The organism is Rhizobium sp. 01T437 (assembly GCF_056398505.1).
On sequence record NZ_JBFTPM010000002.1, the window covers coordinates 194,988 to 221,675 of the forward strand.

At 59.6% G+C, this 26,688-nt stretch carries 26 protein-coding genes; 20 read left to right on the forward strand and 6 right to left on the reverse strand.

Annotated elements, in window-relative coordinates:
* Positions 1-402 precede the first annotated feature (402 nt).
* Positions 403-753 carry a hypothetical protein gene (locus AC1DM5_RS04355; RefSeq protein ID WP_007815190.1) on the forward strand — a complete coding sequence of 117 codons (351 nt, stop codon included), beginning with the start codon at positions 403-405 and terminating at the stop codon, positions 751-753.
* 116 nt (positions 754-869) lie between these two features.
* Here AC1DM5_RS04355 and AC1DM5_RS04360 read toward each other — a convergent pair whose 3' ends face one another.
* Complete coding sequence (locus AC1DM5_RS04360; RefSeq protein WP_477821475.1) at positions 870-1,148, reverse strand: GNAT family N-acetyltransferase; 279 nt, start codon at positions 1,146-1,148, stop codon at positions 870-872.
* Positions 1,149-1,200: 52 nt separating this feature from the next.
* Here AC1DM5_RS04360 and AC1DM5_RS04365 point away from each other — a divergent pair, with 52 nt between their 5' ends.
* Positions 1,201-1,716, forward strand: coding sequence for a paraquat-inducible protein A (locus tag AC1DM5_RS04365; protein ID WP_477821474.1), 516 nt, complete (start codon positions 1,201-1,203; stop codon positions 1,714-1,716).
* A 15-nt stretch (positions 1,717-1,731) separates the two neighbouring features.
* On the opposite strand, the gene sciP is transcribed toward AC1DM5_RS04365, so the two are convergent.
* The gene (gene sciP / locus AC1DM5_RS04370; RefSeq protein WP_007533628.1) at positions 1,732-2,007 is read right to left on the reverse strand and encodes a CtrA inhibitor SciP; all 276 of its coding nucleotides are present in this window, start codon (positions 2,005-2,007) and stop codon (positions 1,732-1,734) included.
* A 400-nt stretch (positions 2,008-2,407) separates the two neighbouring features.
* On the opposite strand from sciP, the gene AC1DM5_RS04375 reads away from it, so the two are divergent.
* Entirely contained in the window at positions 2,408-3,154 is a 747-nt protein-coding gene (locus tag AC1DM5_RS04375) for a LuxR C-terminal-related transcriptional regulator (protein ID WP_477821473.1), read from the forward strand.
* 22 nt (positions 3,155-3,176) lie between these two features.
* On the opposite strand, the gene AC1DM5_RS04380 is transcribed toward AC1DM5_RS04375, so the two are convergent.
* On the reverse strand, positions 3,177-3,893 hold the full coding sequence (locus AC1DM5_RS04380) for a sugar transferase (protein WP_477821482.1): 717 nt from the start codon (positions 3,891-3,893) through the stop codon (positions 3,177-3,179).
* Between the two features lie 685 nt (positions 3,894-4,578).
* The gene (gene cysQ / locus AC1DM5_RS04385; protein WP_477821472.1) at positions 4,579-5,376 is read right to left on the reverse strand and encodes a 3'(2'),5'-bisphosphate nucleotidase CysQ; all 798 of its coding nucleotides are present in this window, start codon (positions 5,374-5,376) and stop codon (positions 4,579-4,581) included.
* A 507-nt stretch (positions 5,377-5,883) separates the two neighbouring features.
* Between cysQ and AC1DM5_RS04390 the strand changes: the two genes are divergently transcribed.
* The 7 genes from AC1DM5_RS04390 (at position 5,884) to AC1DM5_RS04420 (ending at position 12,569) form a co-directional block, all read left to right on the forward strand.
* On the forward strand, positions 5,884-6,786 hold the full coding sequence (locus tag AC1DM5_RS04390) for a branched-chain amino acid ABC transporter permease (RefSeq protein ID WP_477821471.1): 903 nt from the start codon (positions 5,884-5,886) through the stop codon (positions 6,784-6,786).
* A gap of 3 nt (positions 6,787-6,789) precedes the next feature.
* The gene (livM, locus tag AC1DM5_RS04395) at positions 6,790-8,220 is read left to right on the forward strand and encodes a high-affinity branched-chain amino acid ABC transporter permease LivM (RefSeq protein ID WP_477821470.1); all 1,431 of its coding nucleotides are present in this window, start codon (positions 6,790-6,792) and stop codon (positions 8,218-8,220) included.
* Entirely contained in the window at positions 8,220-9,086 is an 867-nt protein-coding gene (locus AC1DM5_RS04400; RefSeq protein ID WP_477821469.1) for an ABC transporter ATP-binding protein, read from the forward strand. The genes livM and AC1DM5_RS04400 overlap by 1 nt, the downstream gene beginning before the upstream one ends.
* Entirely contained in the window at positions 9,086-9,817 is a 732-nt protein-coding gene (locus AC1DM5_RS04405; protein ID WP_477821468.1) for an ABC transporter ATP-binding protein, read from the forward strand. The genes AC1DM5_RS04400 and AC1DM5_RS04405 overlap by 1 nt, the downstream gene beginning before the upstream one ends.
* A 25-nt stretch (positions 9,818-9,842) precedes the next feature.
* A complete protein-coding gene (locus AC1DM5_RS04410) occupies positions 9,843-10,196 on the forward strand; it encodes a DUF6867 family protein (RefSeq protein WP_477821467.1) in 354 nt (117 codons plus the stop codon).
* 120 nt (positions 10,197-10,316) lie between these two features.
* Positions 10,317-11,441: a branched-chain amino acid ABC transporter substrate-binding protein gene (locus AC1DM5_RS04415; RefSeq protein ID WP_477821466.1), complete on the forward strand. Its 1,125-nt coding sequence runs from the start codon at positions 10,317-10,319 to the stop codon at positions 11,439-11,441.
* A gap of 159 nt (positions 11,442-11,600) precedes the next feature.
* Entirely contained in the window at positions 11,601-12,569 is a 969-nt protein-coding gene (locus AC1DM5_RS04420) for a 2-hydroxyacid dehydrogenase (protein ID WP_477821465.1), read from the forward strand.
* Between the two features lie 20 nt (positions 12,570-12,589).
* On the opposite strand, the gene AC1DM5_RS04425 is transcribed toward AC1DM5_RS04420, so the two are convergent.
* Positions 12,590-13,501 carry a response regulator gene (locus AC1DM5_RS04425; RefSeq protein ID WP_477821464.1) on the reverse strand — a complete coding sequence of 304 codons (912 nt, stop codon included), beginning with the start codon at positions 13,499-13,501 and terminating at the stop codon, positions 12,590-12,592.
* Positions 13,494-16,877, reverse strand: coding sequence for a hybrid sensor histidine kinase/response regulator (locus AC1DM5_RS04430; protein WP_477821463.1), 3,384 nt, complete (start codon positions 16,875-16,877; stop codon positions 13,494-13,496). The genes AC1DM5_RS04425 and AC1DM5_RS04430 overlap by 8 nt, the downstream gene beginning before the upstream one ends.
* A gap of 178 nt (positions 16,878-17,055) precedes the next feature.
* Between AC1DM5_RS04430 and AC1DM5_RS04435 the strand changes: the two genes are divergently transcribed.
* The 10 genes from AC1DM5_RS04435 to AC1DM5_RS04480 all read left to right on the forward strand — a co-directional run bounded on the left by AC1DM5_RS04435 (position 17,056) and on the right by AC1DM5_RS04480 (position 26,680).
* Entirely contained in the window at positions 17,056-18,960 is a 1,905-nt protein-coding gene (locus AC1DM5_RS04435; protein WP_477821462.1) for an acid phosphatase, read from the forward strand.
* A 184-nt stretch (positions 18,961-19,144) separates the two neighbouring features.
* Positions 19,145-20,437: an urea ABC transporter substrate-binding protein gene (urtA, locus tag AC1DM5_RS04440; protein WP_112971177.1), complete on the forward strand. Its 1,293-nt coding sequence runs from the start codon at positions 19,145-19,147 to the stop codon at positions 20,435-20,437.
* A gap of 104 nt (positions 20,438-20,541) precedes the next feature.
* Positions 20,542-22,161: an urea ABC transporter permease subunit UrtB gene (gene urtB, locus AC1DM5_RS04445; protein ID WP_477821460.1), complete on the forward strand. Its 1,620-nt coding sequence runs from the start codon at positions 20,542-20,544 to the stop codon at positions 22,159-22,161.
* Positions 22,158-23,321: an urea ABC transporter permease subunit UrtC gene (urtC, locus tag AC1DM5_RS04450; protein WP_477821459.1), complete on the forward strand. Its 1,164-nt coding sequence runs from the start codon at positions 22,158-22,160 to the stop codon at positions 23,319-23,321. Before urtB ends, urtC begins: the two co-directional genes overlap by 4 nt.
* Positions 23,322-23,325: 4 nt before the next feature.
* Positions 23,326-24,081, forward strand: coding sequence for an urea ABC transporter ATP-binding protein UrtD (gene urtD, locus AC1DM5_RS04455; RefSeq protein ID WP_007816040.1), 756 nt, complete (start codon positions 23,326-23,328; stop codon positions 24,079-24,081).
* A 1-nt stretch (position 24,082) separates the two neighbouring features.
* Entirely contained in the window at positions 24,083-24,778 is a 696-nt protein-coding gene (gene urtE, locus AC1DM5_RS04460) for an urea ABC transporter ATP-binding subunit UrtE (RefSeq protein ID WP_477821458.1), read from the forward strand.
* Between the two features lie 176 nt (positions 24,779-24,954).
* On the forward strand, positions 24,955-25,779 hold the full coding sequence (locus tag AC1DM5_RS04465) for an urease accessory protein UreD (RefSeq protein ID WP_477821457.1): 825 nt from the start codon (positions 24,955-24,957) through the stop codon (positions 25,777-25,779).
* 20 nt (positions 25,780-25,799) lie between these two features.
* Complete coding sequence (locus AC1DM5_RS04470) at positions 25,800-26,102, forward strand: urease subunit gamma (RefSeq protein ID WP_007816043.1); 303 nt, start codon at positions 25,800-25,802, stop codon at positions 26,100-26,102.
* Between the two features lie 10 nt (positions 26,103-26,112).
* Entirely contained in the window at positions 26,113-26,364 is a 252-nt protein-coding gene (locus AC1DM5_RS04475; RefSeq protein ID WP_477821456.1) for a DUF1272 domain-containing protein, read from the forward strand.
* Positions 26,365-26,374: 10 nt separating this feature from the next.
* Entirely contained in the window at positions 26,375-26,680 is a 306-nt protein-coding gene (locus tag AC1DM5_RS04480; RefSeq protein ID WP_477821455.1) for an urease subunit beta, read from the forward strand.
* The last annotated feature ends 8 nt before the right edge of the window (positions 26,681-26,688 follow it).

Sequence of the window (26,688 nt, forward strand, 5' to 3'; positions counted from 1 at the left end):
TGGCCCCCTACGCGATACCGAATAAGCTACGTGATTTGGAAGCTGCCACGAAATGGTTAACAAATTCTAATTCACTCTGGCAAGGAGTATCGAATTTATTAAATATTTTTTCCATTTCTCTGTTTTCCAATGGAAATCTCGAAACGAGATTCTCAACTTCGACATTAAGAATCTGCGCTAAGTGATTCATCTGACTCGCTAATGAAAAGGTTCGGTTTCCTGTATTGGCGTTTACCGAGCCTTAAATCATCGGACCTATCATTAACGATGCCCGTAAACGAAAGGTTACCAGCGGTAGGTTTTTGTTAATATCGCAGGAAATTTTTTAGCAAACCGTGTCAAAGCGGCGCGCAAGGGCGGTTTCAAGTTGAGCCGGGGTCTCGCATCACGGGAGTAATGCGTATGAAGTCGCGAGAGAGCCTCGTTCGCCTGAAAGAGTTTCAGGTTAACGAAAAACGTCGTCAGCTGCAGCAGTTGCAGATGATGATGTCCGAATTTGAACGGATGACGAAGGATCTGGAGAGCCAGATCGTCGTCGAGGAAAAGAAGTCCGGTATTTCCGACCCGAATCACTTTGCATATCCGACCTTCGCCAAGGCCGCACGTCAGCGCGCCGACAATCTTCAGGTTTCGATCAAGGAACTGAAGGTTCAGGAGGAGGCGCTGGAATTGGCGCTTGAGGAAATGCAGGCGGAATATGCCAGGGCAACGGCGCTCGAAGAGCGTGATGGCGCGGTTCGCGTCCGAGCCTGACGAATGTTGCAGGCGCCGGTCACGGCGCCTTGGGGGATAACCACAGAAGCCATGCATGACGGGCGCGGTGTCCGTCATGCATGGCTTTTGGTGTTTCTATCGTGTGGCGGATGTTCTCAGTTTACGACGTCGTTCCATTCCGGATGGCGCTGCGCCTGTGATTTAAAGAAGGGGCAGAGCGGGATGATCTTCCATTCGCCCTCGCGGGCTGCCTCGACCGCATGAAGGGCGAGTGCCTGGCCGACGCCCTTGCCGCGCAAAGCGTCCGGTACGCCGGTATGATCGATGATGATAAGTTTCGGTGATGTGCGGGAATAGGTCATTTCCGCTTCGTGGCCTTCCAGCGTCGCAACATAGCGGCCGCCGGAGGTGTTTTCTTCAATCCTGATATCCATGTCTGTCTCCTGACGAATTATGTGATCGCGAACGTGACATGGTCGCATCGGCATGCCAAGCCGTAGCGGCAGGAGACAGTGTGTTCAAAGGGGAGGCGGAAAATTGAACAGGCTTTCGGCGGTCCGGCCCGTTCTATTGGTGACGGCGCCGTTTCTACTGGCGCTTGGCCTCGTGTTGCCGCTCATCCGCTTCGAGAAGCTCTGGTTCTTCGACGAGACGCCGTCATTGCTGGAAATCGTGGCTTCGCTCTGGAATGGAGGTGACGTGGCGCTTGCAGCACTGGTTGCGCTCGTCTCGATCGTACTGCCGGTTTTGAAAATGATCGGGATCGCCGCTGAATCCATGGCTGCCGGCGGCACCGGCAGCCTGTTTTATCGCAACGTCGTGCCGCATCTGTCCAAGTGGTCCATGATGGACGTGCTGCTCGTCGCGATCGTGATTGCGGCAGCGAAGACGACGGGACTTGCGAATGCGTTTACGCAACCCGGCCTCTGGTGTTACGCGGCCTCGGCAATGATTTCGGGCCTTCTTCATTCCCTCAAGGGAAATGCGTCCGGCCCGAAATAATCAAATCGAATGGGATCAGTGGCGGTACTGCTGGATGCGCGTAGTGCGCAGGCCGGCGAGACCATGGCTGTTGATGGAGGACTGCCAGGAAAGGAATTCTTCGACAGTGAGCGTGTAACGCTCGCAGGCTTCTTCCAAGCTCAACAGGCCACCGCGAACAGCCGCGACAACCTCTGCCTTCCGGCGGATGACCCAGCGCCGCGTGTTCGGCGGCGGAAGATCCGCAATCGTCAGGGGGCTGCCATCGGGGCCGATGACATATTTCACTCGGGGACGTATCATTTCGGTCATTGGACTCTCTACACAACGCAAGACCACGGGTGCCACTCTAACTTGCCACATTTAAAAATTGCCTAAACGCATCGTAAGACTTTGATAATAACTTTAGACGCGCGCCCGGAGGGCTGATTTGCGGGCTCCTGCCGTTACGTCAATTTGATGCGGCTGCATGGGAGCCATGCGGAATAAATGTTACATATTTCTTCCGGATAATTTTATAAGCGCTGCAACATAAGTATGAGCGCAAAGACTTCGTCTCCGTTGCTCTCGCAGTATCAATAAAGATTGCCGTTTGAATGCTTCGTATCCTTCGGATGCGGGGCAGATGCCGTCTTTCGTGATCGTCCGGCGCGTCCAATCCGCTGCCGGTTGCGAGGCCGAGCCGAAGCTAGGCCTGTGAAGGAATAAGAGAATGAAGAGACGTGAACGCGCAGTCCGCGACTGCGCCGATGATGCCGCATTTTCTGCGTTCGAGGCCCGTTCTGCGGGCATTTCCGCTGTCGACGGTGCAAGCCGCCTGGACGAGCTGACGAAGGCCGCCGGGTTCGAATTCCACCTGTTTTCCGTGTTCCCGCGCGGGGACCGGACGGCCTTTCTCGAAAACAAGCTGATCAGCAACTGGCCGCAGAGCCTCGTCAACTTTTACGAGGAGGCGGACCTCTTCTATTGCAGCAAGCTGGTCGCCGTCATGAAGCGCACGATCATGCCTGTCTTCTGCGAAGAGGGGCCTTTTGGTGGCAATGCAGCGAATCAGGAAAACCGCCGTCTGAACACGATGTTTCAGATGCACGGGCTGAAGCATACGTTCGCGTTCGCGCTACACGACGCTGACCTGAAACAATACATCTTTGCTTTTTCGGGGGCGCGTGCCATGCCCTCCCGCGAAGAAGCGACGGCGCTGCTTTATGGCTGCATGGAGCTTCTGGACACGTTGCCGAGCGACGAGAAGCCGGAAGACCGGCCATCGGAAAGCCTCACCCGGCGGGAGATCGAATGTCTGCGCTGGTCGGCTGCGGGCAAGAGCAGCGACGAGATTGCGATCATTCTCGATCTCTCATCGCATACGGTGGTGGGATATCTGAAGAGCGCGATGCGCAAACTGGATTCGGTCAACCGCATGCAGGCGGTCGCCCGGGCATTCCGGTATCGGCTGCTGTAACAGCCGATACCCTTTTTTCCAATCAGAAGCCTTTGCCGCCATTCAGCTCGGAAATCAGCGTTCCGATGATGATGCGGATGTCCATCAATACAGAGAAGTTCTCGACATAGTGGAGATCGCTGGCGATGCGGGCGCGCGCCTTGGCCGGACGGTCCGTCGGGCCGCGTAGGCCCCGCATCTGCGCCAAGCCGGTGATGCCCGGACGCATAGCGTGGCGGTGGTGATATTGCGGAACCAACTCTTCATAGAGCATGCCTCCGGCACGCATGCCGATTGCATGGCAGCGCGGTCCGACAACCGACATGTCACCCTTGAGCACGTTGAGAAGCTGAGGCAACTCATCGATGTTCGAGCGACGCAGGAATGCGCCGACGCGGGTAACGCGGGGGTCGTTCTTGACCGTCTGTGCAACGCCGGTGACGTCTTGCAGATCCGTACGCATGGAACGGAACTTGTAGACCTTGATGGCGCGGCAATTCTTGCCCCAGCGGGTCTGCTTGAAGAGCACTGGACCGGGGCTGTCCATCTTGATCAGGGCTGCGACGACCAGAAGAAGCGGAGCAAGCACGATAAGTGCGCTGATCGAGGCAAAAATGTCGAAGGCCCGCTTCAGCACGAACTGCATGGAAGCAGGTGGCGGAACGATGCTGTCGAGTGCGGTAACTGGGAACCTCGCGTTTACCTGACGAACAGGCGGAACGCGAAAGCTCTCTTCAGAAATACTCTTGTTAAGGTCCATGACGCTCAAGGATCTACCCTTTGTATTTTGAAGCTTTCGGCGGTGTCATTCGCTGGCTTGGTTAGCGCCACATTAAGGCACCAGAATGTTAGGCGACGTTTAACCCTACTACATCCTAAATTTGCGACATTTGTTTAACCGAGTCCAGAGAAATTTCGCATCGCAGCAAACTTCGCAGTTGCGTTAAGTTTATGCAAAATCAGGAGTTTTATTTTTCAACCGGGGTTTTTATTAGGAATCTTATGTGTTTGGCCAGATTCGGAACACAGACGACGGTTGTGATGGGCATGGCTTACACCGTGCCAAAACGCTCCATTCCCGGCAGGGCCTACGGGATCCCGGTCCCGTCTGGATCGAATTTATTGTCTATTGCGCCGGAGCCGGATGAGCGGAGGCTGTCGGAATTGGTATTCCGAAACTATGGATTTAATACCATAATTGTGTCTGCCTCCGCGCCAATGTTACCGAAGTCACATGATGGCGGCGGCAGCGATTGTGGCGACATTGCGGCGGGAGAGCATGCGACCGGAAGAAGGGAAGGGCGCGGGCTCCGAATCAGAAGTGAAGACCGGAGATGGAACTTACCGGGTGATTTTCCCGGCCGGAGGCATCCAGGCACTGATATCGAACAGCCCGCGACAATATTGCAGCGACAAAGCTGAAAGACACCCATTTTCGGCGATCGCTACGCCCGCTCGAGCGCAGGCTTCGTGCCGCCCCAGGAGACGAAATGGGGATTTGCGAAGTCGAAATCAGCAGCCGCACCTGTTTTGCCGTAGATGAGCGGCTGGCCGTCCATGGTGACAGTCGACCCGCCGGCAGCGCGCAACACCGCATCGCCGGCCGCGGTATCCCACTCCATGGTGCGGGTGAAGCGTGGGTAGACGTCGGCCTTGCCTTCTGCCAGCAGGCAGAATTTCAGGGACGAGCCGATGTTGGTGCATTTGGAGATCGCATGCCTGGCGAGGAAGAGGCCAGTCTCGGGGCTATCATGCCGAAAACTCGCGAGCGCCATACTTTCTGCCGGCTGTTTGCGCACTTTGATCGGCATTCTCTCCGTTATCGCAAAGTTCTCGTCGATCACCAGTTTCTCCGCGCTTCCGCGCTCGCCGGAAAAAGCGATGCCAAGTGCTGGGGCATAGACGATACCGGCGACGGGGATGCCATTTTCCACATAGGCGATATTGACGGTGAACTCCTGGCGCTTGTCCAGGAATTCGCGGGTGCCATCCAGAGGATCGACCAGAAAGAAGGGCTTTCCGGCGATATCAGGCACTCTGCCAGCGGCTACCGATTCTTCGGCGATGACGGGGATCTCAGGGAAATCGCGTTTCAGATGCGCCAGTATGATGCGCTCGGCCTCCTGGTCGGCGATCGTCACCGGGCTTTCATCAGCTTTCATTTCCACCGAGCAGCCATCGCAGAAGACTTCTATGATGGCTTTGCCGGCTTCGAGTGCCGCCCGTTCAAATGTCTTCAGCATATTCCTGCCGTTCGTCTGCAAATTCGTCTTGAGACCACCGCGCTATATATAGCGTATAGGAGGTGCTGCCGCACCCCTTTGCTGGAATCCCGTAACATTAGCACAGGCTCGTCGGGTTTGCACAAAGCGCGTCAGAAGCAATTGCTCGTGAAATGCCATTTGCAATTGACAGCATCTTCGAGTTTGAAATTTCGTCGATTTCCTTACTTGTGGAACAGTTTACGCATAAGGCGAGCGTTTCTGGCTTCGTTCGGTGCCAAAAGATTAATTGACGAAGCCCGCTCTGACTAAAAATTTGTCAATCGATGCCGCTTTTGTGTGGATTTTGGTTTGAATTGCGCCATTTAGCCCTGTTTGCCCAAGATTCTGGCGCAGTAAATCCTTTTTGTCTTCACATTTCCAACGAAACCGCTATGCAATGCGACTAGTGGCTCGTGTGAAAGCACGCGCGATAAAACCAATAAGAGATGCAACTTAAATTTGGTTCGCATCCAGGGGAAATGACATATGGAGTATTTTGTCCAGCAGCTCCTCAACGGGCTGACTCTCGGATCCATCTATGGCCTTGTGGCTATTGGCTATACGATGGTTTACGGCATTATCGGCATGATCAACTTCGCCCATGGCGACATTTTCATGCTCGGTGGTTTCGCTGCTCTTATCGTCTTTCTCGTTCTCACATCCATCTTTGCAGGTCTTCCGGTAGCCGTGCTGCTGCTGGCCATGCTTGTGGTCGCGATGCTGATGACGAGTTTGTGGAACTGGACGATCGAGCGCGTCGCCTACCGTCCGCTGCGCGGTTCATTCCGCCTGGCACCGCTGATTACCGCGATCGGCATGTCGATCACGCTTTCGAATTTCATCCAGGTTACTCAAGGCCCGCGCAACAAGCCGATCCCGCCGCTCGTCCGCACGGTCTATAATGTCGGCGGTCTGTCGATCTCGCTGAAGCAGATCATCATCATCGTCGTCACGGTCGTCCTGCTTGCTGCCTTCTGGTACATCGTCAACAAGACAGCACTCGGGCGCGCCCAGCGCGCGACCGAACAGGACCGCAAGATGGCGGCACTGCTCGGCGTCAATGTCGACCAGACGATCTCCATCACCTTCATCATGGGTGCGGCACTCGCAGCCGTCGCCGGCACGATGTACCTGATGTATTATGGTGTCGCGTCGTTCAACGATGGCTTCATCCCGGGCGTCAAGGCCTTCACTGCAGCCGTTCTCGGCGGCATCGGCTCACTGCCGGGCGCTGTTCTCGGCGGGCTGATGATCGGCCTCATCGAATCCCTGTGGTCGGCCTATTTCACCATCGCGTACAAGGATGTCGCTACCTTCGCCATTCTTGCATTCGTGCTGATCTTCAAGCCGACGGGCATTCTCGGCCGGCCGGAAGTCGAGAAGGTATAAGTCATGGCAAACATCGACACTTCCGCTGGCAAGTCCGACGCCGGGCTTGTCCAGAAGGGGCTTAGGGAAGCCTTCTTCTCCGGCCTCATCGCACTTGGCCTGTTCGTTCTCTATGTCGGTCTCGGCACGCAGCAGAACATCAACAACGAGTTGATCGTCGTTCAGCGCTGGGGATTGCTGGCCATTTTCGTGCTGGTCGCCGCCGTCGGCCGTTTCATCGTGGTCGTTTTCGTCAGGCCGCATCTTGATCAGCGCAAGCTTTCGAAGGCGCGTCTCGGCGAGCTCGAGATTTCGACTGATAAGGGCTTCTTCCGGACGCATTTCCTGAAGATTGCGCTCGTATTCCTTCTGGTCTATCCGCTTGCCACTGCCTATTTCCTCGGTCCGCAGGGCGCGTTGAAGTGGGTGGACAATTTCGGCATCCAGATCCTGATCTATGTGATGCTCGCCTGGGGTCTGAACATCGTCGTCGGCCTCGCCGGGCTGCTCGACCTCGGTTACGTCGCCTTCTACGCGGTCGGCGCCTATTCCTATGCGTTGCTTTCGACCCATTTCGGCCTGTCCTTCTGGGTGCTGCTGCCGCTCGCCGGCATCTTTGCAGCTCTTTGGGGCGTCATCCTCGGCTTTCCGGTGCTGCGCTTGCGCGGCGACTATCTGGCGATCGTCACGCTTGCCTTCGGCGAAATCATCCGCCTGGTCATCATCAACTGGACGGAAGTGACTAAGGGCACCTTCGGTATCTCCGGCATCGCCAAGGCTTCGGTTTTCGGCATCTTGAGCTTCGATGTCGGCAAGGCGAACAATTTCGCCAAGGTTTTCGGCCTGCCGTCATCATCGGCCTACTACAAGATCTTCCTGTTCTACGTCATTCTGGCGCTCTGCATGCTGACGGCCTATGTGACGATCCGGCTGCGCCGCATGCCGATCGGCCGTGCGTGGGAAGCATTGCGCGAGGATGAAATTGCCTGCCGCTCGCTCGGCATCAACACGGTGACGACGAAGCTGACGGCTTTCGCCACCGGTGCCATGTTCGGCGGTTTCGCCGGCTCTTTCTTCGCGGCCCGCCAGGGCTTCGTCTCGCCGGAATCCTTCGTGTTCCTGGAATCGGCCGTCATCCTCGCCATCGTCGTGCTTGGCGGCATGGGTTCGCTAACGGGTATTGCGATTGCCGCCGTCGTCATGGTCGGCGGTACGGAAGTGCTGCGCGAAATGGATTTCCTCAAGACCGGTCTCACATGGGGTAATACGACGATCATCCCAGGTTTCGGACCGGACTTCACGCCGGAACTCTACCGCATGCTGCTCTTCGGCCTCGCTATGGTCATCGTCATGCTGTTCAAACCACGTGGTTTCGTCGGCTCGCGTGAGCCGACCGCCTTCCTTAGGGAGCGCAAGGCCGTATCCGGAAGCTTTACCAAGGAGGGCCACGGTTGATGAGCCCTGTCGAGAACACGATGTCGAATGACACTTTGCTCAAGGTCGAGCACCTGTCGATGAAGTTCGGCGGCCTGATGGCCATCAACGACTTATCCTTCGAGGCCAAGCGCGGCGAAATCACCGCGCTGATCGGCCCGAACGGTGCGGGCAAGACGACCGTCTTCAACTGCATCACCGGCTTCTACAAGCCGACGATGGGCATGATCACGCTGACGCAAAAGAGCGGCAAGCAATACCTGCTCGAGCGTCTGCCGGATTTCCGCATCACCAAGGAAGCCAAGGTTGCCCGCACCTTCCAGAACATCCGCCTGTTTTCGGGCCTCACCGTTCTGGAAAACCTGCTCGTTGCCCAGCACAACAAGCTGATGAAGGCCTCGGGCTTCACCGTGCTCGGTCTGCTCGGCATCGGTCCCTACAAGCGGGAAGCGGCTGCCGCGATCGAGCTTGCGCGCTCCTGGCTGGAGAAGGCCGATCTCATCGACCGCGCCGACGATCCGGCCGGCGACCTGCCTTACGGCGCCCAGCGTCGTCTGGAAATCGCCCGCGCCATGTGCACCGGTCCGGAGCTGCTTTGCCTCGATGAGCCGGCTGCCGGTCTCAATCCGCGTGAATCGGCGGCGCTCAATGCCTTGCTGAAGGGCATTCGCACCGAAACCGGGACTTCTATCCTGCTCATCGAGCACGACATGTCGGTGGTCATGGAAATTTCCGACCACGTCATCGTTCTGGAATACGGCCAGAAGATTTCCGACGGCAACCCTGACCACGTGAAGAACGACCCGAGGGTTATTGCGGCCTATCTCGGTGTCGAGGATGAAGAAGTCGAAGAGGTCATTGCGACCGTAGAAGGGGGCGCAATCTGATGGCGGCCGGAGAACAGCTTCTCAAGGTTCAGGGCGTCGAGACCTATTACGGCAATATCCGCGCGCTAGCCGGCATTGATGTCGAGGTAAAAAAGGGCGAGATCGTCAGCCTGATCGGCGCCAACGGCGCCGGCAAATCGACGTTGATGATGACGATCTGCGGCAGCCCGCAGGCCCGTACCGGCTCGATCATCTTTGACGGCCAGGACATCACCAGGCTGCCGACGCACGAGATCGCACGGCTGCGTATCGCGCAGTCGCCSGARGGMCGSCGCATCTTCCCGCGCATGACCGTTCTGGAAAATCTCCAGATGGGCGCGGGTCTCGACAATCTCAAATATTTTCATGAGGATCTCGAGAAGATTTTCGTGATGTTTCCGCGTCTCAAGGAGCGTCAGTCGCAGCGCGGTGGCACGCTTTCGGGCGGTGAGCAGCAGATGCTTTCGATCGGCCGCGCGTTGATGGCACGTCCGAAGCTGCTGCTTCTCGACGAACCCTCGCTCGGCCTTGCGCCGCTGATCGTCAAGGGCATCTTCGAGGCCATCAAGGTGCTGAACGAGAAAGAGGGGCTTACCGTCTTCCTCGTGGAGCAGAACGCATTCGCAGCGCTCAAGCTTTCACATCGCGCTTACGTCATGGTCAACGGCAAGGTGACGATGAGCGGTTCGGGCAAGGAACTGCTCGCCAATCCGGAAGTGCGCGCCGCCTATCTCGAAGGCGGGCGGCATTGAGCGCCGCAGAAGGGAGAGTTTGATTATGCAGGGACTTTTCTTCGAAAGCGACAACGGCGTAAAGCTCGTCATCCGCGCGCTTGTGGTGCTCATCGGTTTCTGGACGGCGTGGCGTGCCGGCAGGGCGGTTGCGGACGGTTGGAACAATTATCCGCTGGTCATCGTCTATACCTTCCTGCTCGCATGGGCGATGCAGTTCCTGCATCATGCGTTGTTTGACGGCCCGATGCTCAGCGCCTTCTTCTACATTATCGATTTCGTAACTCTGCTGATCTTCTCGACAGCCGGGTTCCGCTATCGCCGCACCAATCAGATGGTCAACAACTATTACTGGCTGTACGAAAAAACTTCCGCGTTTTCGTGGAAGGAGAAACATTGACAGCCCGTTGAAACTAGGCATGAATTGCCTTCAGAGTGGAACAGCTTTTCCTGGCGCAGTCAAAGGTGGGGTATGCGTCAGGACTTGGAAGAAACCCGCCCAAAAATTGGGAGTAACAATATGAAGAAGTCTCTCTTGTCAGCGGTGGCACTGACGGCGATCGTCGCTTTCGGCGGCATCGCACGAGCTGACATCCTGATCGGCGTCGGTGGTCCGCTGACAGGCCCGAACGCTGCGTTCGGCGCCCAGCTGCAGAAGGGTGCCGAGCAGGCAGCCGCTGACATCAATGCTGCTGGTGGCATCAACGGCGAGCAGATCAAGATCGAGCTCGGCGACGACGTTTCCGACCCGAAGCAGGGCATCTCCGTTGCCAACAAGTTCGTTGCTGACGGCGTGAAGTTCGTTATCGGTCACTTCAACTCGGGCGTTTCCATCCCGGCTTCTGAAGTTTACGCCGAAAACGGCATTCTCGAAATCACCCCGGCTGCTACCAACCCGGTCTTCACCGAGCGTGGCCTGTGGAACACCTTCCGCACCTGCGGCCGTGACGACCAGCAGGGCGCCATCGCCGGCAAGTATCTGGCCGACCACTTCAAGGACGCCAAGATCGCTGTCATTCATGACAAGACTCCTTATGGCCAGGGTCTCGCTGACGAAACCAAGAAGTCTCTGAATGCCGCTGGCGTCACCGAAGTCATGTACGAAGGCGTGAACGTCGGCGACAAGGACTTCTCGGCCCTCATCGCAAAGATGAAGGAAGCCGGCGTTTCCATCATCTACTGGGGCGGTCTGCACACCGAAGCCGGTCTCATCATCCGCCAGTCGGCCGACCAGGGCCTGAAGGCAGCGCTCGTTTCGGGTGACGGTATCGTCTCGAACGAACTTGCCTCCATCGCTGGTGACGCCGTTGCCGGTACGCTGAACACCTTCGGCCCCGATCCGACGGTCAACCCGGCCAACAAGGACCTCGTTGCGAAGTTCAAGGCTGCCGGCTTCAACCCGGAAGCTTACACGCTCTACTCCTACGCTGCGCTGCAGACGATCGCTGCTGCTGCCAAGGCTGCCGGTTCGACGGACGCTGAAGCCGTTGCCGCCGCCATGAAGGAAAAGGGTCCGTTCCCGACCGTTCTCGGCGACATCTCGTTCGACGGAAAGGGCGACCCGAAGCTTCCGGGCTACGTCATGTACGAATGGAAGAAGGGCGACGACGGCAAGTACAGCTACTTCCAGAAGGCTGAGAAGTAAGCCTCTGGCAATGATGCCTTTCATGGAAGCCCGGTCATCGACCGGGCTTCTTTCGTTTCGCCTGCGCAGTTCAAGATCTCAGTCTTTACGGGTTCGAAAGCCATTCCATTCCTGGCCTTCATGGCCTAAGCCAGAGGCAAGGATGGAGGATCCAGATTCATGCCCAAACCCCGCATTCTCGTCACCCGGCGCTGGCCTGCCGCTGTAGAGGCCGTGCTCGCCGAGCGCTTCGATCTGACGCTCAACAGAGATGATGTACCGCTTGCTGAAAGCGAACTGCGTCAGGCGCTGGCGGATTATGATGCGGTGCTGCCGACCGTTTCCGACAAGCTGCCGGCTACGGTCTTCGCCGGGGATGTCCGCACGAAAATCCTCGGCAATTTCGGGGTCGGCTTCAATCACATCGATATCGCCACCGCCAAGGCCAAGGGCATCGTGGTGACGAACACGCCTGGCGTCCTGACCGATTGCACAGCTGATATTGCCATGCTGCTTCTGCTGTCCGTCGCGCGTCGCGGCGGGGAGGGTGAGCGGCAGCTGCGTGCCGCCGAATGGAAGGGCTGGTGCCCGACGCATATGGTTGGCACGAAGGTGACGGGCAAGACGGTCGGCATTATCGGCTTCGGACGAATCGGCAAGGCTTTCGCACAGCGCTGCCATTTCGGCTTCGGCATGGATGTCGTGTTCTACAACCGCTCACAGATCGATCCCGCCGAAGCGGTGCGCTACGGAGCACGTCAGCTTGGTTCGGTGGAGGAGGTGCTTGCGGCTTCCGATTTTGTTTCCCTGCATTGCCCCGGCGGCGCAGAAAACCGGCATTTGATGAATGCTGCGCGGCTTGCGGCAATGAAGCCAGGCGCCTTCCTCATCAATACGGCGCGCGGCGACGTGGTCGATGAGACGGCGTTGATTGCTGCGCTTGATAAAGGCACGATCCGCGGCGCAGGGCTCGATGTCTACGAGGCGGAGCCGCATGTGCCGGACGCGTTGCGGCGGATGGAGAATGTCGTTCTGTTGCCGCATCTCGGCAGCGCGACCGAGGAAACCCGCACGGCGATGGGGATGAAGGTCGTGGAGAATGTGACTGATTTCTTCGAGGGTCGCGAGGCGCCGGACCGGGTGGTCTGAGGGCGCTGCCTGCTGCCCCCTCATATCTCATGCAGTACATGCGCTGCCTTCACGGCGGCGGATGCCCTGTTTTCAACGCCGAGCTTCACATAGATCTGTTCCAGGTGCTTGTTCACCGTGCGCGCAGAGAGGCCGAGAATTTCACCGATATCGCGGTTGGCCTTGCCCTTGGCGATCCACATCAGCACTTCGGATTCGCGCTGTGTCAGCGCAAAGTGCTGGCGCAGGACCGCGTCGTCGTTGCGCTGGTTGGTGGCCGTCAGGCGGAAGAGATATTCGTCCGGACCGATGGCGCCGAGGAAGGCGAGTTGCAGGGCAGCCTGCCCGGCATGAGCGATGGAGATGAGGGTATCGCGGGCGGCAGCGGCGCGTTCCTTCATCCAGTTGCCGATCGTGCGGGAGACGACCTCCATGCCGTCGTCGCTGCCCATGGCGGCGTTGACGAGGCGGGTTGCCTGCGGCGTCGACCAGTGGATCGCGCCATTGCCCTTGACGGCCAGCAGGTGGCGGCCGGCGGCATCGAGCGCCACGCGCGCGCTTTGCGCCGAGCGGGCGTTACGCAGATGAACGCGGATGCGGGCGCGCAACTCGTCGATATTGATCGGCTTTGACAGGTAATCGACACCGCCTGATTCCAACGCATGCACGACATGTTCGGTTTCGGTGAGCCCCGTCATGAAGACGACGGGCACCTGGGCGACGGCGGCATTGGCTTTCAGCCTGCGGCAGGTCTCAAAGCCGTCCATCGAGGGCATGACCGCATCGAGCAGGATGAGATCGGGCGTGATGCGCTCGACGATATTGAGCGCGGCCGAGCCGGAGGTGGCGATCAGCACGGAAAAGCCCGACTGTTCCAGCGCGTCGGTCAGGAAGCCGAGGGCTTCGGGCGAATCATCGACCAGCAGAACGATGTCGCGGGGAAGCTCAGCCAACTGTTTCACCTTTTTCTTCGAATTTATGCAGGAAATCAATGAAGCCGGCGAGATCGAAGGCGGCGACATAGGAGCGGAGTTCTTCTGTGAATGGCTGATTTGCCTCTACCTTGGCAAGGTCGGCGAGCTTGGCTTCTATGCCTCTGATGTAGCCGATCTCGCCGAGACGCAGCAGCTCCCGCACATGCGCTGTTCCAGGGCTCTTGAGCGGCATGGCGGCCATCATCGGTGCGGGTGTCTGATCGTCGGCATAGAGCCACTTCAGGGCGAGGTGCAAGGCCAGCTTGTCGCGCAGCTGCTTGATGTCGACTGGCTTGCCGATCGCGTCATTGTGGCTGTCGTCGCTGTCACTGTGAGCGGCGGCATCGCCGATATTGGCTGACAGCATGAGGATTGGCGCTGTGCGTCCCGTCTCGCGCAGCCTGGAGACGAGCTGCCAGCCGTTCATGCCGGGCATGGAGATGTCGACGAGGAAGAGATCCGGCTCGATACCCTCGATTAGCGTCAGGCAGTCGGGACCGCTTGTGGCGGTCAGTACGATGAAATCGAGGGGAACCAGGATTTCGCGCATCATCTCGCGATGATCCTCATTGTCGTCGACAACGACGATGGTGCGGCGCGGACCGTCATAGCTGACAATCTTCTTCTCCTGCGGCGGGGCTGCGGGACGCATGACAGCCGACAGCATGAGACGGACGCGGAAGGTGGAGCCTTTGTCCTTTTCACTCGTGACAGAGATTTCGCCGCCGAGTGTGTTGGTCAGCAATCGAGTGATGGTGAGGCCAAGGCCGAGACCGGGCATGGGGCGCACGCTTTCCGCTTCACCGCGCTGAAAGGGCTCGTAAATGCGCGTCAGATCCTTCTCGGCGATGCCGCGGCCTGTGTCGGTGACGGTGAAGGTCGCGACCTGGCTGCGGTAGCCCACATCAAAGGTGACGCTGCCTTCGTCGGTGAACTTGATGGCGTTGGAGAGCAGGTTGACGAGAATCTGGCGCAGCCGCTTCTCATCGGTGCGCACGAATTGCGGCAAAGCCTGCGAACGCTCGTGGATGAAGGAAAGCCCCTTTGCCTGTGCCTGCGGCCGGAACATATCGACGATCTGGTCGAGGAAGTCCTGGATATTGATCTCGTTCGAATAGACCTGCAGGCGGCCGGCTTCGATCTTCGAGATGTCCAGGAGGCCATCGATCAGCCCGGAGAGATGTTCGGCGCTGCGGCGGATCACCTTGATCGAGGACTGGCGTGGCGCGGGAATCGTCTCGTCGCGTTCGAGGATCTGGGCATAGCCGAGAACGGCGTTCAGCGGCGTGCGCAATTCGTGGCTTAGGCCCACGACATAGCGGCTCTTGGCGCGGTTGGCGGCTTCCGCCGTTTCCTTGGCGGTCTGGAGTGCGGCATCGGTTTTCTTGTGCGCAGCGATTTCCTTGAGGAGCAGGGTGTTCTGGCGGGAGGATTCTTCCTCGGCGACGACGCGGCTGTCATGGGCAAGCACGTAGAACCAGCAGGCGACGCCGGCGATGACCGAGAAGACGAAGAAGACGATCAGGATGGTGCGGTTGACGACTTCGGCCGTCTCCGGCGAGGCCGAGCTCACCTGATGGGCGATCATGGCAAGGATTGCACCGACGGCCGTCAGCGCCAGCGCCACGGCAATACCGTAGCGGCCGAGGCGGGTGGTCARCTTCTGRACGATGGTTTCCGGCAGCAGRGTYTTWGCGACGGCGCCGACCTGYGCATTGAARCGRGCGTTCGGCTTGCACATGTCGTGGCAGCGGCTGTCGAGAGAGCAGCAGAGGGAACAGATCGGCGCGGCATAGGCCGGGCACCAGGCCATGTCCTCAGGCTCGAAGGGATGTTCGCAGACGGAGCAGGTGATGGAGGTCAGGTTCTTCCAGGCGTGGCGCGGCTTGCGGGCGAGGTAATATTTGCCCTTCGTCGCCCAGGCGAGGGTGGGTGAGGCGATCAGCGCGATCACGAGGGTGATATAGGGCGCAAGCGAAGCTGCAATCGAGCCGAAGACGCCGAAATGGGCGATGAGCGCGACGCCGGCCGACAGCGTCATGGCGCCGAGGCCGACCGGGTTGATGTCGTAGAGATGGGCGCGCTTGAATTCGATTCCGGGAGGGGCAAGGCCGAGCGGCTTGTTGATGAAGAGATCGGCCGAGATCGTGCAGAGCCAGGCCATGGCGATGATCGAGAATATGCCGAGCGTTTCCTCGAGCAGCCGGTAGATGCCGAGCTCCATCAGCAGCAGCGCAATCGCCACGTTGAAGACCAGCCAGATAACGCGGCCGGGATGGCTGTGTGTCAGGCGCGAGAAGAAATTCGACCAGGCGAGCGAGCCGGCATAGGCATTCATCACGTTGATCTTCAACTGCGAGACGACCACGAAAGCGGCCATCAGCAGCAGGGCGGCATTGTGCCAGGGGATCATGTAGCCGAAGGCGGTCAGGTACATCTGCGCCGGGTCGGCAGCGCGGTCGAGGGGCACGCCGGAGGTGAAAGTCAGCACGACGAGAAATGAACCGGCCAGCAGCTTGGGCGCACCGATGATGACCCAGCCGGGACCGGCGAGGAAGATGGCGAGGCGATGGCGCCACTTGCGCTGTGGGTCCGGTGGCAGAAAGCGCAGGAAGTCCGCCTGTTCGCCGATCTGTGACATCAGCGCGAGGATGACGGCGGAGGCTGCGCCGAATTCGACGAGATTGAAATCCGCGACCGTGCCGGGCGGGCCGGAGACGTGGCGGATACCGGCAAAGGCGCGCCAGACATCGAATTGGCCCCAGTCCAGAAAGGCGATGAAGATGAAAGGCAGGATATTCAGGATGATCCAGAAAGGCTGGGTCATCAGCTGGAATTTGCTGATCAGCCGCACGCCGTGGGTGACGAGCGGGATCACCATCACGGCGCTGATGATGTAGCCGATCCAGAGCGGAATGCCGAGCGTCAGCTCCAGCGCGCCCGACATGATCGAGGCCTCGATCGCAAACAGCATGAAGGTGAAGCTGGCGTAGATCAGCGAGGTGATGGTCGAGCCGATATAACCGAAGCTTGCACCGCGCGTCAGCAGGTCGATATCGACGCCGTGGCGAATGGCGTATCGGCTGATCGGCAGGCCGATCGCCAGCATGGCGACCGAGGCAACGATGATGGCATAGAAGGCATTGGTGGTGCCGTAGGACAGCGTGATGGCGCCGCCGATCGCCTCCAGCGCCAGGAAGGAGATCGCGCCGATCGCCGTCTGTGAGATGCGCTGGGAGGAGAAGCGCCGGGCGCTCTTTGCGGTGAAGCGCAGCGCGTAATCTTCCAGCGTCTGGTTGGCGACCCAGCGATTATATTCGCGTCTCACCGGAATGATGCGTTGGCGCGCTGTCATGCCCTCTTTCCGGTGTTCCGGTCAGCTTATCGTCTCCGAGCCACTTTTGGCGGGATGGGCGGGAAAGGCAAGAGGCGGAACGCCGGCAGATTCATAGAACGGCAATATTTTTGAAACCGGTCTGTCACATAAGGGCTCTAACTCTCCCGCCGTCCGTTCAACCATTTCGGGTGTCACCATGTCTGTTCCAAGCCTTTGCCGTCTGAGCACCGCGCTCGTCTGCCTTCTTTCGATCGTGCCATCGCTTGCCGCTGCCGAGCAGGCCGCGGCGGCGAAAGCGCCTTATGTGGAGGCTGGAAACACCAACAAGCGCGGCGACGCCTGCTTCTCGACGGTGGACACCAACGCCGCCGTCCATCTTCTCTCCGGCTTCCTCGAAGTGTGGACGCCGCGCACGCCGTTCGTCGATGCCGGCGTAGAGGCCCCGGCCAAGGACAATTGCCCGGCGGTTGCCAAGACGGATTGGGACGGCATTCCCTCAAGCAAGACCGACGGTCAGGTCGTCAACAAACTCGTCCATGACGCGAACATCGCCTATGTCGTCAAGGCGACGCGAGCTCGGACGGCCGATCAGGCGGTTGCTGCTTATCTCGACGATCGGCGGGGCAAGAATGCCAGCATTGTCGATGGCCTTGGTCCGCTGACGGATGCCTGGAAGGCGGGCTCCAAGCAGACCACCACGATCACCGAAGTCGCGGCCGACGCGACGAGGGTCAAATACGACGACAAGGGCAACAATCGCGGCGCCGGCAGCAAGCCGGACACGGAAAACAAGACCGATGCCAACCCGGACATGGGCCTTGCCATCGATTTCATCAATGCCGCGAGCGGTGACGGCTCCACAGAGCCGGCCAAGCGTTATTTCAAATATGCCCGTCCCTATCGTTGGAGCCAGGACGTTTCGGTCGTCCCGACGCTCGAGCCTGCTAAGAACGGCAAGCCGGTCGAGGACGGCGGCTTCCCGAGCGGGCATACGGCGGAGGCCTGGCGCGATGCGCTCGCCATGGCCTACCTCGTGCCGCAGCGTTTTCAGGAAATGATCACGCGCGCCAGCGAATTGGGCGAAGACCGCATCCTTGCCGGCATGCATTCCCCCCTCGACGTGATGGGTGGCCGCATGCTCGGCACCGCCACGGTCGTCTACAATCTGAACAAGGCCGACAACGCCGCGCTGAAGAGCGATGCTTACGCCCAAGCGCAGTCATGGCTCATTGCCAAATCAGGCGTTGCGGATGCCGGCGCGCTCGAAGTCGTGGCCCTTGCCGCGCCGTTCGCCGCAGACCGTTTCGCCGATCATGACGCCAACCGCGCTTACGTGCTGCAGCGCCTGAGCTATGGCCTGCCCACTATCCATGGGACCGACCAGCCGGCCCGTGTGCCGCAGGGCGCCGAAGCGCTTCTCGAAACGCGCCTGCCCTATCTCGACGGCGAGCAGCGCCGCGATGTGCTTGGCACGACGGAGATCGCCTCGGGCTATCCGCTGCTCGATGATGCTGAAGGCTACGGCCGCCTCAACCTGTTTGCCGCCGCAGACGGCTATGGCGCCTTCGATCAGGACGTGACCGTGACGATGGATGCCGCAAAGGGCGGCTTCAATGCGATCGATACCTGGCGCAACGATATCGGCGGCAAGGGCAAACTGGCGAAGCGCGGCAGCGGCATTCTCGGTCTTTCCGGCGCCAACAGCTATGCCGGCGGCACGGTGCTGGAAGAAGGCGTGCTGGTGGCAGGCTCGCCCTCGGCCTTCGGCACCGGCGGACTGACGGTAAACGGCGGCTCCCTCGTTCTGGCGGCCGATAAGCCGCTGACCGTAGGCGGTGATTACCAGCAGCTCGCCAATGCCGCGGCGAAGCCGACGCTCGGTGCTGACGGCGCAGGCACGCTGGTCATCGCGGGCAAGGCGGCGCTCTCCGGCGACCTCGACGTCACACTTGCCTCGGGCTACGCCCCGGCCCCCGGAACGAAGATCGAGATCCTGAAGGCGGGAGCCATCACCGGCATCTTCGACAGGTTCACCATCTCCGGCCACAAGGCGACCCTTTCCTACGGCCCGACATCCGTCACCTTGACGATCGGCGGATAATATCGAACTGACAGGGCATCCTCTCCGAGGGATGCCCTGTCTTATCTTTGCCTGCCGGTTTGCCCCTGCCGCCTACGTCATTTTGCGTATGTGTTTTTGCGCTGCAGCACCCGATAGTCCCCTCGGCAACAGTTAATTTCCGTTTCCGGCCTGTTGCGGAACAAGAAGAGGGGAGTTCAACCAGATGAATCTCAGGTCCACTATCACGGGTGCAGCGCTCGGCGCGGTCATGGCCGCATCGGCCGCCTTCCATGGCGCGGTTGCTGCCGACGACACGATCAAGGTCGGCGTTCTGCACTCGCTTTCCGGCACGATGGCGATTTCCGAAACGACGCTGAAAGACGCCATGCTGATGCTCATCGATGAGCAGAACAAGAAGGGCGGTCTCCTCGGCAAGAAGCTCGAAGCCGTCGTCGTCGACCCGGCTTCCGACTGGCCGCTGTTTGCCGAAAAGGCACGCGAACTGATCGAGAAGGACAAGGTTGCGGCCGTCTTCGGTTGCTGGACCTCGTCTTCGCGCAAGTCGGTCCTGCCGGTCTTCGAAGAGCTGAACTCGCTGCTCTTCTATCCGGTTCAGTACGAGGGTGAAGAATCCTCGCGCAACATCTTCTACACGGGTGCTGCTCCGAACCAGCAGGCAATCCCGGCCGTCGACTACCTGATGAACACTGAAGGCGTTAAGCGCTTCGTGCTCGAAGGCACCGACTACGTCTATCCGCGCACGACCAACAAGATCCTGGAAGCCTATCTCGAATCCAAGGGCATTCCGAAGGAAGACATCCTGATCAACTATACGCCGTTCGGTTTCTCCGACTGGCAGACGGAAGTTTCCAAGATCAAGGAATTCGGTTCGGCCGGCAAGAAGACCGCTGTCGTCTCCACCATCAACGGTGACGCCAACGTTCCCTTCTACAAGGAACTCGGCAACCAGGGCGTAAAGGCAACCGACATTCCGGTTGTCGCATTCTCGGTCGGCGAAGAAGAGCTTGCCGGTCTCGACACCAAGCCGCTCGTCGGCCATCTGGCTGCCTGGAACTACTTCGAATCGGTCGATACGCCGATCAACAAGAAGTTCATCAAGGAATGGCACGCCTACACCAAGAACGACAAGCGCGTGACCAACGACCCGATGGAAGCTGCCTATATCGGCTTCAACGCCTGGGTTAAGGCCGTTCAGGCCGCCGGTACGACCGATACGGATGCGGTTCTCGACCACATCATCGGCGTCTCGGTTCCGAACCTCTCCGGCGGTACCGCAACCGTCATGCCGAACCACCACATCACCAAGCCGGTGCTGATCGGTGAAATCCAGGCGAACGGCCAGTTCGAAATCGTCCAGCAGACCCCTGAAGTCGTCGGTGACGAGTGGTCCGACTTCCTGCCGGACTCCAAGGATCTGATCTCTGATTGGCGCAAGCCGATGAACTGCGGCAACTTCAACGTTGCCACCGGCAAGTGCGGCGGCAAGGGTTCCTGAGTTAGCCGATCCGACACGAGCCAGAAGAACTTCCGTCCGGATTTCAAATCCGGGCGGAAGCTCTGTCCCCAGCGGTTGCTATGATGATTTAGGCGGGAAAGCCGATGTATCGCGCCATCAAGATCTTTCTTTTGACTGTTTGCCTGACACTCACGGGGCTAACGGCCGGTCTGAAGGCCCAGGATGATGTCCACGCCCTTGTCGATGCGCTTGGTGTTGGAGGTTTTCCGGAGCGTGAAGCGGCCATCAAGGCGCTCGTCGCTTCCAAGGATGCGCATGTCAGCCTGATATTGCAGCAGCTGAGCGACGGCCTGCTTTACGTCAATTCGGACGAGGGCGGTCCCGTGCTCCTGCAGGGCGGCACGGATGACGAGCCGACCTATTCCGATCCGCTCACCGGCGAGGCTGTGGCCGACATCGATCCCGACACGATGTCGAAGGTCAGGGTCAACAATTCGGTGCGCACGCTCATTGCCACCCAGATGAGCCAGCTGACGCTGCTGAGCCCCGATCGCGGCGCTCGCTTTGCGGCTGCCCAAGGCCTTTTGAAAGATGCCGATCCCGCCAATCTCGATCTGCTGAGCTCCGCTCTGGCCGATGAAAAAGACGCCGAAATCAAGAGCACCATGGAAGCGGCCCGCGCCGTGATGGTGCTGAAGAGCGATATGAGCGCCGATGAGAAGAAGGCCGCCATAGATACGGTCGCTGCCCGCGGCGGCCGCGATGCGCTGACCATTCTGACGACGGCGCTGGCAACCGCTCCCGATGATCTCAAGCCTGCCATTCAGGCGCATATTTCCACCATCAACCGCAGCCTGGCTCTCTGGAATATCGTCCAGAACGTCTGGTACGGACTGTCGCTCGGCTCGGTGCTGCTGCTTGCGGCCATCGGCCTTGCCATCACCTTCGGCGTCATGGGCGTCATCAACATGGCCCATGGCGAGATGGTGATGATTGGCGCCTACACGACCTATGTCGTGCAGGAATATATCACCTCGGCCTTTCCCGGCATGGCGGATTATTCGCTGGCCTTTGCCGTACCTGCCGCATTCCTCTTCACCGGTTTTGTCGGCCTCGTCATCGAACGATCTGTCATCCGCTATCTCTACGGCCGGCCGCTGGAAACGCTGCTTGCCACTTGGGGCGTGTCGCTGATCCTGCAGCAAGCGGTGCGTACGGTCTTCGGCCCGACCAATCGTGAAGTGCGCAATCCAAGCTGGATGTCGGGCGCTTTCGAATTCGGCGGTTTGGCGATCACCTGGAACCGTCTGTGGATCATCGTCTTCTCGATGGCCGTCTTCGTGGCGCTGCTGATGCTGTTGAAGCGCTCCGCCTTCGGCCTGCAGATGCGGGCCGTCACCCAGAACCGGCGCATGGCTTCGTCCATGGGTATCCGTACCGGCTGGGTCGATGCCTTCACCTTTGCGCTCGGCTCAGGCATTGCTGGCATGGCGGGCGTGGCGCTCTCGCAGATCGACAACGTCTCGCCGAACCTCGGCCAGAGCTACATCATCGACAGTTTCATGGTCGTGGTCTTCGGCGGCGTCGGTAATCTCTGGGGCACGCTGGTCGGCGCATTGTCGCTCGGCGTCGTCAACAAGTTCCTCGAGCCCTTTGCCGGCGCCGTGCTCGGCAAGATCCTGGTGCTCGTCCTCATCATTCTCTTCATCCAGAAGCGGCCGCGTGGGCTCTTCGCACTCAAAGGAAGGGCGGTGGAAGCATGATTACGGCCTTCCTTCTCCGGTCTCTCGATCGCCGGATTTCCATTGCCATCGCCATTCTGCTGCTGGTCGCGGTGCTGGTACCGATGCTCAATCTGGCGACTTCGGCGGACAATCCGCTGCATGTGCCGACCTATATCATGGCGCTGTTCGGCAAGTATCTGACCTATGCGCTGCTTGCGCTGGCGCTCGATCTCGTCTGGGGATTCTGCGGCATTCTCTCGCTCGGCCATGGCGCCTTCTTCGCGCTCGGTGGTTATGCGATGGGCATGTATCTGATGCGCCAGATCGGTTCGCGTGGCGTTTATGGCGACCCTATCCTGCCTGACTTCATGGTCTTCCTGAACTGGAAGGAGTTGCCGTGGTTCTGGCATGGCTTCGACCAGTTCTGGTTTGCCACACTGATGGTGCTTCTCGTGCCTGGCCTGCTGGCCTTCATCTTCGGCTGGTTTGCCTTCCGTTCGCGCGTCAACGGCGTCTACCTGTCGATCATCACCCAGGCCATGACCTATGCGCTGCTGCTTGCCTTCTTCCGCAACGACATGGGCTTCGGCGGCAATAACGGCATGACCGATTTCAAGGATATCCTTGGCTTCAACGTGCAGGCCGATGGCACGCGTGCCACGCTCTTTGCCGCCACGGCGATCTTTCTGGCGCTCTCGCTGATGATTGCCTCGGCGATCGTGCGTTCGAAATTCGGCAAGGTGCTGGTCGGCGTGCGCGATGCGGAAAGCCGCACGCGCTTCCTCGGCTACCGCGTCGAGCATTTCAAGCTCTTCACCTTCGTCGTCTCGGCGATGATGGCGGGCATTGCCGGGGCGCTTTATGTGCCGCAGGTCGGCATCATCAATCCCGGCGAATTCGCACCCGCGAACTCCATCGAAGTCGTCATCTGGACGGCCGTCGGCGGGCGCGCAACGCTGATCGGACCCATCATCGGCGCTATCCTCGTCAACGGCGGCAAGACGATCTTCACCGGCCTTTTCCCGGATTACTGGCTGTTTGCGCTCGGTGGCCTTTTCGTGCTCGTCACGCTGCTGCTGCCGAAGGGCATCGTCGGCACGATCGCCCAGTATCTCGGCAAGCGGAAGCCCGTCTCGAACGGCGTTCCGCCGGCGGCAGCCGAAGAGGGCATCGACGCAAAAATCCAGGCTGCGGAGTAGAACGATGATCCCTGACGTCAAACCCAACAGCGTGCTCTACCTCAACGGTGTCTCGGTCTCCTTCGATGGCTTCAAGGCGCTGAACTCGCTCTCCATCGTCATCGAACCCGGTGAACTCAGGGCGATCATCGGCCCGAACGGCGCCGGCAAGACGACGATGATGGATATCATCACCGGCAAGACCCGGCCGGATGAAGGCGAAGTTTTCTTCAACGGCACGATCGACCTGACCAAGAAGGACGAGGCCGATATCGCCCAGCTTGGCATCGGCCGCAAATTCCAGAAGCCGACGGTCTTCGAAAGTCATACGGTCTGGGACAATCTCGAGCTTGCGCTGAACCGCCGGCGTACGGTGTTTTCGACGCTGTTCTATCGGCTGTCCGGCGAGGACAAGGACCGCATCGAGGAAATCCTGGAAACGGTTCGGCTGACGCATCGCCGCGATGAATTCGCCGCCAACCTTTCGCACGGGCAGAAGCAATGGCTGGAGATCGGCATGCTGCTGGCGCAGGAGCCGAAGCTCTTGCTCGTCGACGAACCGGTGGCGGGCATGACCGATGCCGAGACGGCTGAGACGGCTATCCTGCTGAAGGATATCGCCAAGACGCGCTCGGTCGTTGTCGTCGAGCACGACATGGGTTTCATCCGCGATCTCGGTGTGAAGGTAACCTGCCTGGCGGAAGGCTCGGTGCTGGCCGAAGGATCCATCGATTTCGTCAGCAACGATCCGAAGGTGATCGAGAACTATTTGGGGCGCTAAGATGCTGACCGTTGAAAATGCAAATCTTTACTATGGTGCGGCACAGGCCCTGCGCGGCATCTCCATCAGGGCCGAGATGGGCAAGATCACCTGCGTGCTCGGGCGCAATGGTGTGGGCAAGAGCTCGCTGTTGCGCGCCGTGACCGGCCAGCATCCAATATCGGCGGGAACCATCACCTTCAACGATGCGAAGCTGAACGGCCTGCCGCCCTTTGCGCGGGCCAAGCAGGGCATCGGCTATGTGCCGCAGGGGCGTGAAATCTTCCCGCTGCTCACGGTCAAGGAAAACCTCGAGACCGGCTTTGCTCCGCTTGGCCGCCGCGACCGCAATATCCCCGACGATATCTTCAGTCTCTTCCCGGTGCTGAAGTCGATGTTGTCCCGTCGCGGCGGCGATCTTTCGGGCGGGCAGCAGCAGCAGCTGGCGATCGGTCGCGCCATGGTCACGCGGCCGAAGATTCTCGTGCTCGACGAGCCGACCGAAGGTATCCAGCCCTCCATCATCAAGGATATCGGCCGGGCGATCCGCTACCTGCGCGATTCCACCGGCATGGCGATCCTGCTTGTCGAGCAATATCTCGATTTTTGCCGAGAGCTTGCCGACTATGTCTACATCATGGATCGTGGCGAGATCGTTCACGAGGGCCTTGCCGAGACGCTGGATACGCCGGAAGCGCGTCGCCATCTGACCGTATGACCTCTTTGGCGATCGCGCTGGCAGATGCCGCATTTTGCGGCAAATGCCTTCCGCGCCATCCTTATGGCCCGTGGGGGCACGGGCTTTCGGAAAGCGGCACGGGACTTGCTTTGTTGCAGTCAACAGACACATTCAACGCAAGTTGCCAGACAGGATGGCATCTGCACGGGGGTGGCATGACAGGCGCGGCGGCGGGCATCACAAGACCGCAGAGAGCGGAAGGACGCGGGCATCTTGCTGCCAAGGTGCAGGATGGGCGTACGCGAATCCGTGAGCTTTATCAGGAAGGTGCGGCAAAGATCCGCCTGCCGGATACATTCGATGCCTCAATGGAGGCCGTCATCATCAACACGGCCGGCGGGCTGACCGGCGGCGACCGGATGAACTGGAGTGTATCGGCCGGGGCCGGTACGCGCATCGATGTGACGACGCAAGCTTGCGAGAAGATCTACAAGGCATCGGCCGGTACTGCCGAGGTGACGACGCAGATCGAGGTTGGGCCGGGCGCCCGCGTCGACTGGCTGCCGCAGGAGACCATTCTTTTCGATCGTGCATCGCTGTTTCGCCGTCTGGATGTCGATCTCGACGACAGTGCCGAGTTTCTGGCCGTCGAGGCCATCCTGCTCGGGCGCAAGGCGATGGGTGAGACGATGGAGACGGGGCTGTTTCGCGATCGCTGGCGCATCCGCCGGTCGGGCCGGCTGATCCATGCCGAGGAGCTGCGCCTTTCCGATGCCGTGGCGCTGCTTGCGGCAGAGCAGGCGGTGCTGGGCGGGCAGGTGGCCTTTGCAACGGTTCTCTATGCCGGGCCGATGTCGGAAGCCTATCTTGCCAAAGTGCGACCGCTGGTGGACGGGCATATGGGCGGGGCAAGCGCCTGGAGCGACAAGATCGTCGTGCGCCTTGCAGCAGCCGATGGCTTTGCGCTGAGAAAAATCCTGATCCCGGTCATTTCCGCCTTGCGCAATGGAGCGCCTGTGCCGAAAGTCTGGAACCTATGAGTTCAACAAGCGGATAGACGATGAACCTCACCCCGAGAGAAAAAGACAAGCTGTTGATTTCCATGGCCGCCATGGTGGCCCGCCGGCGTCTGGAGCGCGGCGTCAAGCTGAACTATCCGGAAGCCATCGCCCTCATCAGTGATTTCGTCGTCGAAGGCGCGCGTGATGGCCGCCCGGTCGCCGAACTGATGGAGGCCGGCGCCCATGTGATCAGCCGCGACCAGGTGATGGAAGGCATTGCTGAGATGATCCATGACGTGCAGGTCGAGGCGACGTTCCCCGACGGCACGAAGCTGGTGACTGTTCACGAACCGATCCGTTGAGGAGCGTATCATGCTGGAGCTTCGACCGAACTGCGAATGCTGCGACAAGGATCTGCCGCCCGACAGCACGGAAGCGATGATCTGCACCTTCGAATGCACCTTCTGCGCGGATTGCGTCGAGAATGTCTTGAAGGGTGTCTGCCCGAATTGCGGTGGCAACCTGGTCGTCCGGCCGATCCGGCCTGCGGCAAAACTTGCCAACAATCCGGCTTCCACCAAGCGTGTTCTGAAGGCCGAGGGCTGTGCGCCCAAGGCGGCTTAAGGAGAAACAGATGATCCCTGGCGAAATCATTGCCGCTGATGGCGATATCGAGCTCAATGCCGGCGCGCCGACCGTGACGCTTGAGGTCTCCAATACCGGCGACCGTCCCGTGCAGGTCGGTAGCCACTATCATTTTGCCGAGACCAATGCCGGCCTGTCCTTCGATCGCGACAAGGCCCACGGCATGAGGCTTGACATTCCCGCCGGCACGGCCGTGCGTTTCGAGCCGGGCCAGACCCGCTCGGTGACGCTTATTCCGCTGTCCGGCAAACGCGAAGTCTACGGCTTCCGCCAGCTCGTCATGGGCCGGCTCTAATTAAAAGA